We start from the raw sequence: 13,787 nt of genomic DNA, 5'->3' as shown, positions 1-13,787 counted from the left end.
GCTGGTCTTGGTGCCTACACGGCTCTCCTGCTGGCCGCGTCGTTGATCCGGAGACATCGGCTAGGAGCGAGGAGGCCAGGTTCGGCTTGGTGGGATATCTGGTTTCGCATGACCGCCGCCGCAGCGCTGACTTTGGCTATCAAAACCGCTGCCGAAAGACTTGGACCGACGCATAGCGGGATAGTCGGAACATATCCCGTAGTAACTACCGTGATCATGACGTTCACCCATCGCCAATTTGGGCGAGAGGTCGCCATCGCGATGTTGCGCGGCACAGTTCTGTCGTGGATCGGCTTTGTAAGTTGCTTTGTGGTCATTGGATTGACCATCAAGCCATATGGACTAGGACCCTCGCTTGGCCTTGGAGCGCTCGCCACGGTGGTCACCACGCTGTCGGTGCTTTGGATTGATCGCTTGACGGCTTCGCGCATGCGAGAGACACCGCAGATTTAGGTTCTGGTGGCTTGGGGCGGTTGCGGGTAGGAACAAATGACGGTTGATCACTAGGTCTTGGGTTCGAAGGCGCTCCCCTGCAAGGGAGTGTGCATTCGGTGGCGAAAGAGAAAAGGTGGCACGAAGATTATGTGCGTCAAGTTCAGCAAATTGGGCGGTCATGCGGCTTGGCGCATAGCGAGTTTCTTGTGCTCTCGTAGGTCGTCCATGTTGATATAGCGATTGGCCTCCATCGACGCGCTCGTAGCGCTCCGATCAGTGAGTTGCGCGAAAAACGTCGTGCGGTCATCTTGCCAGCCATCCGCCATCGACAGGCAAGACGATGCCGTGGACATAGTCGGACGCCTGTGAGGCCAGGAACACGGCTGCGCCACCGAGTTGCGCGGGATCGCCCCAATGGCCGGCCGGGATGCGGGCAAGGATGCCGGCGTTCCGGACCGGATCCTCGCGAAGCGCGGTCGTGTTGTTGGTCACGAAATAGCCCGGAGCAATGGCATTGACATTGATGCCCTTGCCCGCCCATTCGCAGGCCAAGAGACGCGTCAGTCCGGCAAGCCCGCTCTTCGAGGCCGTGTAGGAGGGAATGCGGATGCCGCCCTGGAAGGACAACAGCGAGGCGATGTTGATAATCTTGCCGCCGCCTCGTTCGAGCATATGCCGGGCGGCAGCCTGCGACAGAAAGAAGACGCTCTTCAGGTTGATGTCCATGACCGCATCCCAATCGGCCTCCGTGAAGTCGATGGCGTCGGCGCGGCGGATGATGCCGGCATTGTTGACCAGGATGTCAAGCTTGCCAAAGGTCGCTACCGTTTCGTCGACGATTGCCTTTGTCGGTTCGATCGATCCAAGATCGGCCTTGATGGCATGAAAGCCAGCACCGATCTCGCGAACCGCAGCCTCGGTTTCGTCCATCGATGAGCGGCCAACGGCAACGATCGAGGCGCCGGCCGCCGCCAGCGCCACGGCGATTGCCTGGCCAAGGCCGGTATTCGCACCGGTGACGACCGCCACCTGCCCGGAAAGATCGAACATGGTCATAGCGGGCCTCACTTCAGAAATTCGGCGCGATGTGGCGTAAACGTATCGATCAGGCGGCCCTTCTCGAGAGCCTTGACCCCATGTACCAGATCGGGGGGAACGATGAAGCTGCCTCCCTGGTGCAGGGTTTCCGTCCTGCCGTCGATCGTCACCTCGAAACTGCCCTCAGCCACATAGCTTGCCTGGATGTGGGGATGGGAATGGAGCGCACCGACGGCGTCCTTCTCAAAAACCACCTCGACCATCATCATCTCAGGCAGGTAGGCCATGATGCGACGGGTCACGCCCGGTTCCGGACTGGTCCACTCGGCATCCTTGGCCGGCACGAAAAGATCACTCGCTGCCATATTCCCCCTCCTCACCTAAGATCTTCGATGGCGACAAGGTCGACGTCGGTGTAGTCGACATTGTCGCCGGCCATGGCCCAGATGAATGTGTAGCTTGATGTACCGACACCGGAATGGATGGACCAACCCGGCGACAGGATCGCCTCCTCGTTCTTGACGATCAGGTGGCGCGTTTCGTCCGGCTCTCCCATCAGATGCACGACGCGGGCCTTTTCCGGCAGATCAAAATAGAGATAGGCCTCCATCCGCCGGTCGTGGACGTGGCAGGGCATGGTGTTCCAGACAGAGCCTTCAGCAAGCGTCGTCATGCCGACGACGAGCTGACATGTCCTGGCGCCTTCCGGGTGGATGAACTGAAAAATCGAACGCTCGTTGCTGGTTGCCTGAGAGCCGAGATCGACGCGCTTGGCATCTGAAATGCCGATATGCTTTGCAGGGTGACGGACATGCGCGGGGGCGCTGAGCAAATAGAATTTTGCCGGTTGTTCGGCCGATACGGACCGGAATGTCACCGAAGCCCCCATGCCGGCATAGACCATGTCGCGGGTACCGGCCTGAAACTCTTCGCCATCGACGCTGACGATGCCGGCACCACCAATATTGACAGCGATCAGCTCGCGCCGGGCCAGAAGCGTGTCGGTCCCGGCAGGCTTGATCGTCTCCAGGTCAAGCGCTTCCGAAGTCGGCATGGCACCACCGACGATCATGCGGTCGTAATTGGTGTAGTGAAGCTGGATGCGGCCGGCCAGAAACAGCGGTGGCAGCAGAAAATTCTCGCGCAGCTCTTCCGTACTGAACCGTGCCGCCGTCTTCGGATCGATCGCATAGCGGTTGGTAAAATCAGTGTGGCTCATCAAAGCCGTCCTTCCGTCTGTGTTTTCTCAGTTCGTCAGCGACATACTGACGGTGCCGCTTGTCATCTGCGGTGCGGAGCTACCAGCTTCTCGAGCATCGAGACCTCGTCCGCTGTAAGGTCTGTCAGGGGCGCGCGTACTGGACCGCTATCAAAGCCCTGCAGGCGCACGCCTGCCTTGACGGCGGATACCGCGTAGCCCTTGCGGCGGTTGCGTATCTCCATGAACGGGAAGAAGAAGTCACGCAGGATGCGATTGGTAGTTTCGGTCTTCCCGGCCCTTAGAGCCGTGTAGAATTCCTGTGCCAGAGCCGGTACAAAGTTGAAAACCGCCGACGAATAGGTCGTCACACCCGCGCCGAGATATGCATCCGCAAAGAGCTCGGCAGTCGGCATGCCGCCGAGATAAGTGAGCCGGTCGCCGATGGTTGCTGTGATCTGTCGTACCAGCCCGATTTCGCCCGAGCCATCCTTGAAGCCGACCAGATTGGGGCAAACCTCGCAGAGCCGTGCAAGGGTATCGGCCGACAGGATGGCGTTGTCGCGATTATAGACCATAACGCCGATGTCGACCGCGTCACAGACCGCCTTCACATGTGCAAACAGGCCGTCCTGGCTGGCATCGATAAGATATTGCGGCAGCAGCAGAATGCCGTCGGCCCCCGCCTCTTCGGCCAATCTGGCGATCCGGACGGCCATCTTTGTGCCGTATCCGCATCCCGACACGATCGGCGTTGCGCCCGCTGATGCCTTGGCAGCACGCACCACCTCCGGCACCTCGTCGGGGGTTAGCGAGAAGAATTCGCCGGTACCACCGGCGGCAAACAATACACTCGCGCCGAAACCGGAAAGCCAGCCGACATGGTCTTCGTAGACAGACCGATTAAACCGATCGTCGTCGTTAAAAGGGGTGACGGGGAAAGAAAGAAGGCCAGCTCCAAGAGCAGCCTTCAAAGAAATGGGGTCCAGTGCCATGGATATCCTCCGGACAGAACGAGAGTCGATGGCAGTGAAACTAGCAGAGATATGATGACTGTCAATAACTCATCATACGATAATTGATTCACTCAGCCGCGCTTGATGAAATTCCGGTAGCGCTGTTGGCTTCCCTTCAGGTGGAGACGCATCGCCTCTCGCGCCGCGGCCTCATCCTGGTCCGATATCGCCCGGGCAATTCGCAAATGCTCGGATTGAATCTGCTGCAGGTACTCCTGCGAGGATCTCTCGGTATCACCCTCAGCCAAGACGCCCCTTGGAATGATCTGCTTGCCGACCAGCTGTAAAAACTCACGAAAACGGGGATTGCTGGTGGAATCAGCTATCGCCAGGTGAAACGCCCTATCTGCCTCGACCGTCGGCTTTTGATCCTGCTTCAGTCGCTCGATCTCGTCATAGGCCTCAAGAATGGCCTCTTCCTGGGCCGGCGAACGCCGTATGGCCGCAAGCCCGGCGGCCTCGATTTCGATCGCGGCCCGCAGCTCAAGCATTTCAAGCAACGAGGAGATCTTATTGGGATCGGCGCTTTTGAACCCGTCATAGGCGCCGGCCGGAGGCGTCAGGACGAAGACGCCGACCCCGTGGCGCGCTTCGACCAGTCCGTCGGCGCGAAGTGAAGCGATCGCCTCGCGGATTACCGTTCGGCTGACCTCGTATTCCTGCGTCAAACCACCTTCCGTTGGCAACCGATCGCCGGGCTTCATGGCCCCTGACGCAATCGCGTCGCGCAGGCGGCGCGCCACCATTTCCACTAACGTTTCACCGCTTTTGCGTTGCTCTGGCCCCGTCTGCTGAACCACATTGCGCCCCATATTTGTCCCCGCCCTCTGTCGATCTAGACATCCCGAACGACGCCCGTCTGTCAAGAGATTGCAAAAATCCGATTGACCAGAACGCGTCAGACATATTATGACATTAGTGACGCCGTATTACAAGTAAGCATCCGGAGGCCTTCGGCAAAGGCATCGCCGCGCACGTCAGCACCGAAACAGTCCAGGCGATGACGCGACAGGACTGTGGATCGAACCTTCGACATTTGCCGTATTCCGCCACCGGCCGGACACAGAAAGAACCTGGAGGAGAAGACTTGAAGATCGTCGATATTAACGTGCGCGTCTTTGCGCACACGACCTATCGCCACGCCGACACGGCTGGGCATGCGCATCCTGGGCCGGCTCACAAGGTCAACCTTGCGCTGCTGACGATCGTCGCAGACGATGGCACCGAGGGCTACTGCTTCTCCCCGCCCGAAATCGTTCGTCCGCATGTCCTCGACAAGTTCATCAAAAAGGTACTGATCGGCCAGGATCCATTTGATCGCGAGAGACTCTGGCAGGAACTCGCCCATTGGCAGCGTGGCAGTGCTGCGCAACTGACCGACCGGACCCTTGCTATCGTGGACTGCGCGCTGTGGGATCTCGCCGGACGTAAGCTCGCTATCCCCGTCCACAAGCTTATCGGCGGCTATCGCGACAAGGTGCGGGCCTATGGATCGATCATGTGTGGCGATGAGCTCGAGGGCGGCCTTGCGACGCCGGAAGACTACGGGCGCTTCGCCGAAAAGCTGGTAAAGCGCGGCTACAAGGGTATCAAGCTGCATACCTGGATGCCTCCGGTCTCGTGGGCACCTGATGTGAAGATGGATCTGAAGGCCTGCGCGGCCGTGCGGGAGGCCGTTGGTCCCGATATCCACCTGATGATCGATGCGTTTCATTGGTATAGCCGGACCGAGGCGCTCGAACTTGGCAAAGGCCTGGAAAAGCTGAGCTTCGACTGGATCGAAGAGCCGATGGATGAGCAAAGCTCGGCCTCCTACGCCTGGCTTGCCGCCAATCTCGATATTCCCGTTCTTGGTCCGGAGAGCGCTGGTGGAAAGCACTTCAGTCGCGCCGAGTGGATCACCTCGAATGCCTGCGACATCCTGCGGACAGGCGTGCACGATGTCGGCGGCATCAGCCCCGCGATGAAGTCGATGCACCTTGCGGAGTCCTTCGGCATGTATTGCGAAATTCATGGCAACGGCGCCCCGAACCTGATCGTCGCCGCCTGCAGCAAGAATGCCAAGTGGTACGAGCGAGGCCTCTTGCATCCCTTCCTCGAGTATGATGACGGCTTCGAGTATCTGAACGCGCTTGTCGATCCCATGGACGAACACGGCTATGTCCACCTTTCCGATAAGCCGGGTCTTGGGGAAGACATCAACTTCGCCTTCATCGAGGCGAACTTGGTGGCATGAACAAGAGGGGCTGGCGAAGCGTCGTTTGTCAGCCCCTCAGAGCCGCATCGAGCCAGTTGAGTGCCGCGTCCTGCTCTGGGATGGGAAACTCGTGGCCGCCTTGCCAGATGGCCGTTTTCAGATTGTGCATCCCCCTTCCGGCCGACCAGAGCTCACGCAGACGGCCAAACGCAGCCTCAACGACGGCTGGAGGGAAATGTCGGTCCTCGCGCCCACTCAGAAAGTAGCCCGGCTTCGGCGCTGCAAGGCCGGCAAAGTCGGGATAGTCCAGCTTGCCCGCGATCTGTGGATGCAGCATGTAGAATGCAGATTGGCCGCGCAACTGGTTGCCGCCGGTCTGCATGAGCCCCTCCAAGGTGCCCATCCAGCCGATTGCACAGAAGGCCGCAATGTCGGCAGAAAGAGCTGCGACCTGCCAGGCGCGGTACCCGCCAAAGGAAAATCCGAAACTTGCCACGCGCTTCCGATCAACCTCTGGCAGCTCGCCAAGAAATTTGGCGGCTGCGATATCCTCCATGGCAACGACTGAGGCAAGCGAGACACCGAACTGCATCAGGTTAGCGGCAAGCGCCTGCTGCGCTTCGTACCCGTTGCCGCAACGGCTTGACCAGCCGAGCGCATCGACGCTGAGAACGACATAGCCTCGCCGCGCCGCCGCCTCTCCAGGAAAACGTCCCCCATAAAAACGATCTGCCCACGCCTGCGCTGCTTCCCGCGTCGGACTATCTGATGGCGCAGGGACTACCTTTTCCTTGCCGATATCGAAGGTCGCACCGTGATCATGCAACATCAGCAAGGCTGGTGCAGGTGTCTGTTGGTGTGGCAGAAGGAGAATGGCCTCAGCCACCTCGCCGTTGGAAAATCGAAGGCTCAACCGTCTGCCGGCATAAGACGAGCAATCCCATTGCGCAATCGTTTCGACCCGGTCGACATGGCATGCGTCAGGATCGGTCGACTGCACGACATAGGCCAAGGTCGAGGAACGCCACGTCGCGAAGTCGACGGAAGAGCCGCCAAACCTCAACGGAAATACTGACGTGTCGCGATGCCGTCGAGCGATGGAAGCAAGATTGTCGCGGTCGATCATCGGCCTTCATCCGTATTGCCTGGCGCTGCCAACCTCGCGACTGCGCCGCTTGGCGCCAGCTCAAACTGCCTGGTCGTACTCGACACTGGCTCGGATCAACTCCCTTGCGTAGGGATCGGTCGCCCGCCCCGTCGAAAGGACCGCACGGTCCAGGATCTCGACGATGCGTCCATGCTGCATGACCGCCAGCCGATCGCACATATGGTCGATCACCGCGAGATCATGCGAGACGAGGAGATAGGTCAGCCCCTTGCGTGCTCTAAGCTCGGAGAGGAGGTTCAGCACTTCTGCCTGAACGGACACATCGAGGGCCGAAGTTGGCTCGTCGAGCAGCAGGAAGGAAGGATCGAGGATGAGTGCGCGTGCGATGGCGACGCGCTGGCGCTGCCCGCCGGAGAGCTCGTGCGGATAGCGCTGGAGAAAGGCGGGAGTGAGCCCGACCTCGATCAGCGCCTGTTCCATGCGTTCTTGATGGCGATCCATACGCTGAATACGCAAGGGCTCCTGAAGCGCGGTTTGGATCGACTGGCGCGGGTGAAGCGATCCGTAGGGGTCCTGGAAAACCATCTGGACGGTACGGCAGTATTCGTCCTGAGGCGTATCGCGGACGGCTTTGTTGTTGATGGCAATCCTACCATCCCACGCGTTCAGCAGGCGGGCGACACACCGCAGGACCGTCGACTTGCCCGAACCAGATTCTCCGACAAGCCCGAAGGACTCGCCCTTGTCGACGCTGAAGTTCACGCCCCCGAGAATGCGCTTTGCGTGAACGCCAAGGCCGAGCGAAATGGATAGATTCTCAATCTCGATCGCGCTCATGGTGTACCCTCAACTGTTGCGACTTTGATGGTCTGGCTGCGGCTCAAGACAGGCAGTGGGCGGCGGTCACCGCCGATGTGAGGCTGCGCTGCCAGCAATCCGCGTGTGTAGGGATGTTCGGCGTTCTTCAGGTCGCGCGCCTGCCGTTCCTCGACGAACTCGCCCGACCGCATCACCAGAACGCGGTCACAGAAATTTCGGACCAGGTTGAGGTCATGGCTGATCATGATCAGCCCAATGCCCTTACTGATCACCAGGTCATTGAGGATCTTCAGCACCTGCATGCGCACCGTGACATCGAGCGCTGAGGTCGGCTCATCGGCGATGATCAGCTCAGGCTCGGGGATCAACATCATCGCGATCATGATGCGCTGCCCCATTCCGCCCGAGACCTCGTGCGGATAAAGACCGAACACCCGCTCAGGATCACGAATCTGCACCGCCTCCAGCATTTCCAGCGTGCGTTGCTTGGCCGCGCCGCGTGAGGCGCCACTGTGTATGCGATAGGCTTCCGCAACCTGATCGCCGACCCGGTGGACTGGATTGAGAGAAAACTTCGGGTCCTGCAAGATCATCGACATACGGCGTCCGCGGACCTGCAACATCTCTCTCTCGCGGCAGGTCAGCAGATCGGTTTCACCGAATTGCATCCGCTCAGCTGTAATTTTAGCCGTCGGCAGAAGCTTCAGTAGCGCCCGACCGATGGTGGATTTTCCCGATCCGGATTCACCAACGATACCCAGCCTCTCTTGCCCGAGCGAGAACGAGATTCCCTTGACAACCGGGTTGTCACCTTTGCGACCGCGATAGCTGACATGCAGATCGCGGACATCGAGGAGATTGGCCATGTGACGTTCCTCACTTCTGCTTCGGGTCGAGCACGTCGCGAAGACCGTCGCCCAACAGGTTGAAAGCAAGACTGACGAGCAGGATCGCGCCGCCTGGAAACGCAACGAGCCACCAGTTGTCCAGCATGTAGCGCCGGCCCGTCGCCATCATCGCACCCCATTCGGGCAAGGGCGGCTGCGCGCCAAGTCCGAGGAAGCCGAGGCCAGCAGCAGTGAGGATCACCGTCGCCATGCTCAGGGTAATGCGGACGAGGACCGAGGGCAGACACATGGGCATGATCGACTTTACGATAATTCGCAGTGGCGAGGCTCCTTGCATGCGCGAGGCAGCGATATAGTCCGCCCCGCGAAAGGTCAGCGTCTCGGCTCGTGCCAGACGGGCAATCGGTGGCCAGGCAGTAAGCGCTATGGCGATGATCGCATTCTCCAGGCCCGCGCCCAATGCCGCGACAAAGGCAAGCGCCAGGATCAGGCTCGGAAACGACAGGAAGATATCGGTAATGCGCATCATCACCGTGTCGCACCAGCCGCCGAAGTATCCGGCTGTCGTTCCGACCAGAAGTCCGACCGGGCCAACGATGATAGACACGATGAAAATGAATGTCAGGCTGATCCGGCTTCCATAGACGAGGCGGCTGTAGACGTCCCTTCCCAGTTCGTCCGTTCCGAACCAATGAAGGCTGCTCGGTCGGCCCAGAGCGTTGCCGAGGTCGACGACATTGGGGTCGTGGCTGGCGAGAACGGGAGCAAGCAGCGCAGTCAACAGCAGTATCGCGACGACGATGACGCCGAAGGCAGCTGTTGGGTTCGCCAGCAACTCGCCGATTACCGCGGCGAACCGTCTGGCCGCCATGACAACAGGTCCGTTGCGACGCTCAGTCAAAACAAGATTGCTCATTTCAAGATGTCCTGGTGCCATGTCACCGCGTCCTTGGATCAAAGATCTTGTAGAGTGCGTCTGAAAGCAGGTTCAGCGCGATGAAGATAACGCCCACAAGCAGCACGCAGGTCATCACCGCGTTCATATCGCCGATGAGCATGTTGTTGGTGATGTATTGTCCAAAGCCCGGCCAGGAGAAGACCGTCTCAATCAGCACCGCCCCTTCGAGTAGGCTGCCATATGCCAAGGCAACGATGGTTACGAGCTGAACCCGGATATTGGCAAAGGCGTGATGCCAGATCGTCCGGCCCTTCGACAATCCCTTCACCCGCGCCGTCGTAACATACTCCTGCCCAAGCTGGTCGAGCATGAAACTTCGCGTCATCCTGGTGATGTAAGCCATCGACGAGTAACCGAGAATGCTGGCGGGCAGGATGAGATGGTTGAGCGCATCGCCGAAGACCTCCCAGTCGCCAGCGATCGCCGCGTCAATGAGCATGAAGCCGGTCGTCTCCGGCACAAGGCCGATATAGTAGTCGGAAATCCGCCCGCCGCCGCCCACGAGCCCAAGCATCGCGTAGAAAATAATGAGGCCGATCATGCCCGTCCAGAAGATCGGCATTGAATGCCCGATCAGCGTCAGGAAGCGGATGATGTGATCGGCTGGCCGATTACGATTGATCGCCGCGAAAATACCGAGAGGTATCCCGAAACCAGCCCCACAAAGAATGGCGAAGGTGGCAAGTTCAATCGTAGCCGGCATGACATGAGCAATGTCGCTGATGACCGGCTGCCCCGTGCGGATAGAAACTCCGAAGTCGCCGCGCACCACGTCCCCGACGTAGCGGATGAACTGTGTATGAAGCGGCAGATTGACCCCCAACCGCTCTGCGACCAACTCGTAGGTGGCGCGATCCGCCTCCTCCCCGACGATCGCTCTCACCGGATCCACCGGCATCAGACGACCGATGCAAAACGTCAGGATGAGGAGGCCGAGCAAGGTCACCATAATGGTGCCGGCCTGCCGCGCGGTGGCAAAGATGCGATCATGGCTCATTGCTGGATCTTTCATAGTCACAAAATGGCATGTGCGACGGGACACACCCGTCGCACGTGTTGGCGGCCTAGCGTTCCTTGGTGACCGTACGCAATTGCGTCGACCACGACGGATTAAGCGCCAGCCCTTTGATATCGGCGCGCACGCCCACGGTATCCACCACCTCGGAGAACGGCTGGATCGCCGGTACGAGGTCGGCATAATACGCCTGGATATCGCCGTAGAGTTTAGTCTGAGCAGTCTTGTCGCCTTCAACCTGTGCAGCATCGATCATGCTGTTCAGCTTCTCGTCGAAGAACGACGTTCGCCAACCCTGGAAGTTTGTCAGCTTTGCCTCGTCCGAATTGTTCGGGTTGTAGGCGATAGCGCGCAGATTGGAGTCGGGATGCGGCAACTGTCCGCCGCCGCCGCGACCGACAAGCAACTCGAATTTGCGTTCGCGCATCGCGCCATAAATCTGATCGCCGGACCCGGTGATGACTTCGGCCTTGATGCCCGCCTGCGCAAGTGTTGCCTGGAGAGCCGTTGCGAGGTTCAAGAACGGCGCGTCCGAAATACCGCGGAGCGTCGTCGAAAAACCGTTCGGATAGCCTGCTTCGGCCAGCAGCGCCTTCGCCTTCTCGACATCGAGCTTGTAGCCGGCATCAGGCAATGCACCGAAGATGCCGCTCGGGATCGGCCGATCGCGTAGCTTGCCGAAATAAGGCAGGACAGTCTTGTCGAGACCCTGATAGTCGATCAGATAGCGAAGCGCCTCTCGGACCTTCGGGTTCTTGAACTTCTCATCCTTCATCGACACCGCAAGGTAATAGAAGCCACTGCCACCGATTGTTTCGATCTTTACGTCCTTGTTGGCTTCCAGCGACTTGAGATCGGCCGCCGACATCGAGAAGGCAATGTCGATATCGCCCTTCTCCAGCATCAGGCGCTGGCTCTGCGATTCAGCCAGATGACGCATGATGATGCGGCGCATCGCCGGCTTATCGCCCCAGTATTTGTCGTTGCGATCAAGCACGACGCGCTCGTTCGAGCGCCATTCACCAAGCACGAATGGTCCCGACCCCGCTGAATGCGTCGTCAGCCAGGCGGCACCCTTGTCACCGTCCTTTTCATTTTCCAGCACAGTCTTGCTGTCATAGATCGATCCCGGGCCAACGATGCCCAGCGTCATGATGATAAGTTCCGGGTCAACCTTCTTGGGAAGCGTGATGACCACGGTCTTGACGTCCGGAGCGGTGAAGCTTGCCTCGGCGTTGTCGGCAGTGAACCCATGGGTCTTCAGAAACGACGCCTGGGCCAGGTTCAGTGACATCAACCGCTTCAACGACCAGACGACGTCCTCGGACGTGACGGGGTTGCCGGAAGCAAAGGTCGCCCCGTCTCGCAAGGTGAACGTAATCTTCGACTTGTCATCGCTGACGACCCAGCTCTCCGCGAGCTGAGGCGTGACCTCGGACCTGTTGACCGGATCGAGTGAAACCAGGTTGTCGTATATGTTGGCGAGAACCTGGACCGTCTCCTTGCCGGTAATGGCCGCCGGATCCAATGTCAGGATATTGTTCATCGAGAAGCCGACAACAAGCATGTTTGGCGGCGTTTCGGCACGGAGCGGTGCGCTCCAGCATGCTGCGCCGATAACCGCTGCAGCAATCATTGCCTTCATGTGATACATCGAAAATCCTCCTTTGCCGACTCCCGATCGACTGGTGATACTATCTGTCATCATATCTCATTAGTCAAGTTGTATGATATGCCCACACGGCAGCGATCCGTATTTTCGCAAGCGGGCGGCAATTGCCCTGACGGTCAGAAACACCTTCCGATAGCAAGAGCGCATGGAGAGCAACTCGCGGGCATTGGCCCTTAAGGCAAAAAGCTCCTCAAACCGGTGCCCTCGAAGAGGTGAGCCGCGTCGATCGGAGGCGTAGCGTCCAAAGACGCCAACTGCAATTGTGAATGCCTTCATGTAGGCGGGGCGTCCTTCAAGTGTCTCGTTCACGACCGGAACGCCGGTTCTTATCTTCTTCGGAAACGCAAAAACGGCAAAGACGGCTTCCTTGAGAAGGCGCCCAGCCGTTCCGCAGTGCTTGTTGTCAAAGGCTGTAGCGCTGAATAGCAGCGCGATCCAATGCCATTGCCCATCCCGGCGCATCGGGAACCCGCGCTAGACCGTCGATAAGATCGATCTTCTCCCGATAGAGCGGAGCGAACCATTCCATGTATTCGAGAGAATGAGCCGTAGGCACATGAGCAAGGAGCTGTAGGCTCATTTCCGGGAAGAGGTGTGACGAAATCGGTAAGTCGAAGCTCGCCGCCAGAGCGCCGACGCGCGCAAATTCCGTCACACCACCGATCCGCTGAAGATCGGGCATGAGAATGGAGGCGGCGCCTGTTTCGATCATCCGCCGAAAACCGTAGCGAGTGTATTCGTTCTCCCCTGAGGCGATCGGTATTCGCAGGGCGTTCGCCACCTTGGCCGAAGCCTCGAGGGCATGCGCCGGCACAGGTTCCTCGAACCAGGCGATGTCGAACGGCGCCAACGCATCGCCGAGCCTGATGGCGGCATCCGCATCCAGCACCTGATTGGCATCGACCATCAGCCCGATCTCGCTGCCGATCGCCGCCCGGACGGCTTTGACACGCGGCAGGTCGACTTCGATCCTTCCGGCAAGGCGCAGCTTCATCGCCTTGAAACCCTGCGCGACGAAACCCTCGGCTTGGCGCACCAGTGCCGGGATGTCCTGGGTGAGCCACAACCCGCCGCTCGCATAGGCTGGAATTGTCTCCCGGCACCTGCCGAGCATCCGCGAGATCGAAAGACCAGCGCGCTTGGCTCTGAGGTCCCAGATAGCTCCGTCGATCGCCGAAATGCCCATAATCGAGACGCCAGTGAAGCCGATGAAGTTGATGCGCCGCCAGGCATCCGCCCAGAATGCGCCGGTATCGTCCGGATCAAGGCCGATCACAGCGTCGGACAGCACATGCACCATGGCGTCCAGAAGCTTTACCTGCTCCGGCCGGATGGTGAAGATGAGGTTTTCGCCCCGCAATCCTTCATCGGTGCCGAGGTCTACGACGATGCAGGAGAACTCGCGAATGGTGGCGGTGGCATTGCCGAGCGGTTCGGCGAGAGGCAGGCTGACGGCGGTGGTGGTCAGGTGCGTAATTTTCAT

Annotated in this window: 14 protein-coding genes; 2 read left to right on the top strand and 12 right to left on the bottom strand. The window is 59.4% G+C overall.

Features of this window, described 5'->3' with window-relative positions:
- The first annotated feature begins 108 nt into the window (after positions 1–108).
- Positions 109–453: a hypothetical protein gene (locus tag IB248_RS21490; protein ID WP_192241644.1), complete on the top strand. Its 345-nt coding sequence runs from the start codon at positions 109–111 to the stop codon at positions 451–453.
- Positions 454–738: 285 nt separating this feature from the next.
- Here the strand turns inward: IB248_RS21490 and kduD are convergent, their stop codons facing one another.
- The 5 genes from kduD to IB248_RS21465 form a co-directional block, all read right to left on the bottom strand.
- Complete coding sequence (gene kduD / locus IB248_RS21485; protein WP_192241643.1) at positions 739–1,491, bottom strand: 2-dehydro-3-deoxy-D-gluconate 5-dehydrogenase KduD; 753 nt, start codon at positions 1,489–1,491, stop codon at positions 739–741.
- 8 nt (positions 1,492–1,499) lie between these two features.
- Positions 1,500–1,838, bottom strand: a complete 339-nt coding sequence (locus IB248_RS21480) for a cupin domain-containing protein (protein WP_018858149.1) — start codon at positions 1,836–1,838, stop codon at positions 1,500–1,502.
- Between the two features lie 11 nt (positions 1,839–1,849).
- Complete coding sequence (gene kduI, locus IB248_RS21475; RefSeq protein ID WP_192241642.1) at positions 1,850–2,692, bottom strand: 5-dehydro-4-deoxy-D-glucuronate isomerase; 843 nt, start codon at positions 2,690–2,692, stop codon at positions 1,850–1,852.
- 62 nt (positions 2,693–2,754) lie between these two features.
- Entirely contained in the window at positions 2,755–3,660 is a 906-nt protein-coding gene (gene kdgD, locus IB248_RS21470; RefSeq protein WP_169681758.1) for a 5-dehydro-4-deoxyglucarate dehydratase, read from the bottom strand.
- A 98-nt stretch (positions 3,661–3,758) separates the two neighbouring features.
- On the bottom strand, positions 3,759–4,499 hold the full coding sequence (locus IB248_RS21465; RefSeq protein ID WP_246734597.1) for a FadR/GntR family transcriptional regulator: 741 nt from the start codon (positions 4,497–4,499) through the stop codon (positions 3,759–3,761).
- Positions 4,500–4,774: 275 nt separating this feature from the next.
- Here IB248_RS21465 and IB248_RS21460 point away from each other — a divergent pair, with 275 nt between their 5' ends.
- Entirely contained in the window at positions 4,775–5,923 is a 1,149-nt protein-coding gene (locus IB248_RS21460; RefSeq protein ID WP_018858153.1) for a mandelate racemase family protein, read from the top strand.
- Between the two features lie 28 nt (positions 5,924–5,951).
- On the opposite strand, the gene IB248_RS21455 is transcribed toward IB248_RS21460, so the two are convergent.
- The 7 genes from IB248_RS21455 to IB248_RS21425 all read right to left on the bottom strand — a co-directional run bounded on the left by IB248_RS21455 (position 5,952) and on the right by IB248_RS21425 (position 13,787).
- Positions 5,952–7,010, bottom strand: coding sequence for a dienelactone hydrolase family protein (locus IB248_RS21455; protein ID WP_192241641.1), 1,059 nt, complete (start codon positions 7,008–7,010; stop codon positions 5,952–5,954).
- A gap of 60 nt (positions 7,011–7,070) precedes the next feature.
- Positions 7,071–7,829 carry an ABC transporter ATP-binding protein gene (locus tag IB248_RS21450; RefSeq protein WP_192241640.1) on the bottom strand — a complete coding sequence of 253 codons (759 nt, stop codon included), beginning with the start codon at positions 7,827–7,829 and terminating at the stop codon, positions 7,071–7,073.
- Positions 7,826–8,677, bottom strand: a complete 852-nt coding sequence (locus tag IB248_RS21445) for an ABC transporter ATP-binding protein (RefSeq protein ID WP_192241639.1) — start codon at positions 8,675–8,677, stop codon at positions 7,826–7,828. The genes IB248_RS21450 and IB248_RS21445 overlap by 4 nt, the downstream gene beginning before the upstream one ends.
- 10 nt (positions 8,678–8,687) lie before the next feature.
- Positions 8,688–9,530, bottom strand: coding sequence for an ABC transporter permease (locus IB248_RS21440; protein ID WP_169681760.1), 843 nt, complete (start codon positions 9,528–9,530; stop codon positions 8,688–8,690).
- A 67-nt stretch (positions 9,531–9,597) separates the two neighbouring features.
- Positions 9,598–10,614 (bottom strand): ABC transporter permease, encoded by a 1,017-nt coding sequence (locus IB248_RS21435; RefSeq protein ID WP_192241638.1) that lies wholly within the window; start codon positions 10,612–10,614, stop codon positions 9,598–9,600.
- 67 nt (positions 10,615–10,681) lie between these two features.
- On the bottom strand, positions 10,682–12,277 hold the full coding sequence (locus IB248_RS21430) for an ABC transporter substrate-binding protein (protein WP_192241671.1): 1,596 nt from the start codon (positions 12,275–12,277) through the stop codon (positions 10,682–10,684).
- Positions 12,278–12,707: 430 nt separating this feature from the next.
- Positions 12,708–13,787 (bottom strand): mandelate racemase/muconate lactonizing enzyme family protein, encoded by a 1,080-nt coding sequence (locus tag IB248_RS21425; protein ID WP_192241637.1) that lies wholly within the window; start codon positions 13,785–13,787, stop codon positions 12,708–12,710.

Origin of the sequence: Rhizobium sp. RHZ01 (assembly GCF_014851595.1) — a bacterium.
Taxonomy (GTDB): Bacteria; Pseudomonadota; Alphaproteobacteria; order Rhizobiales; family Rhizobiaceae; genus Rhizobium; species Rhizobium altiplani.
Note: the sequence above shows the minus strand (reverse complement) of the source record. Positions and strands in the feature narration are given on the sequence as shown.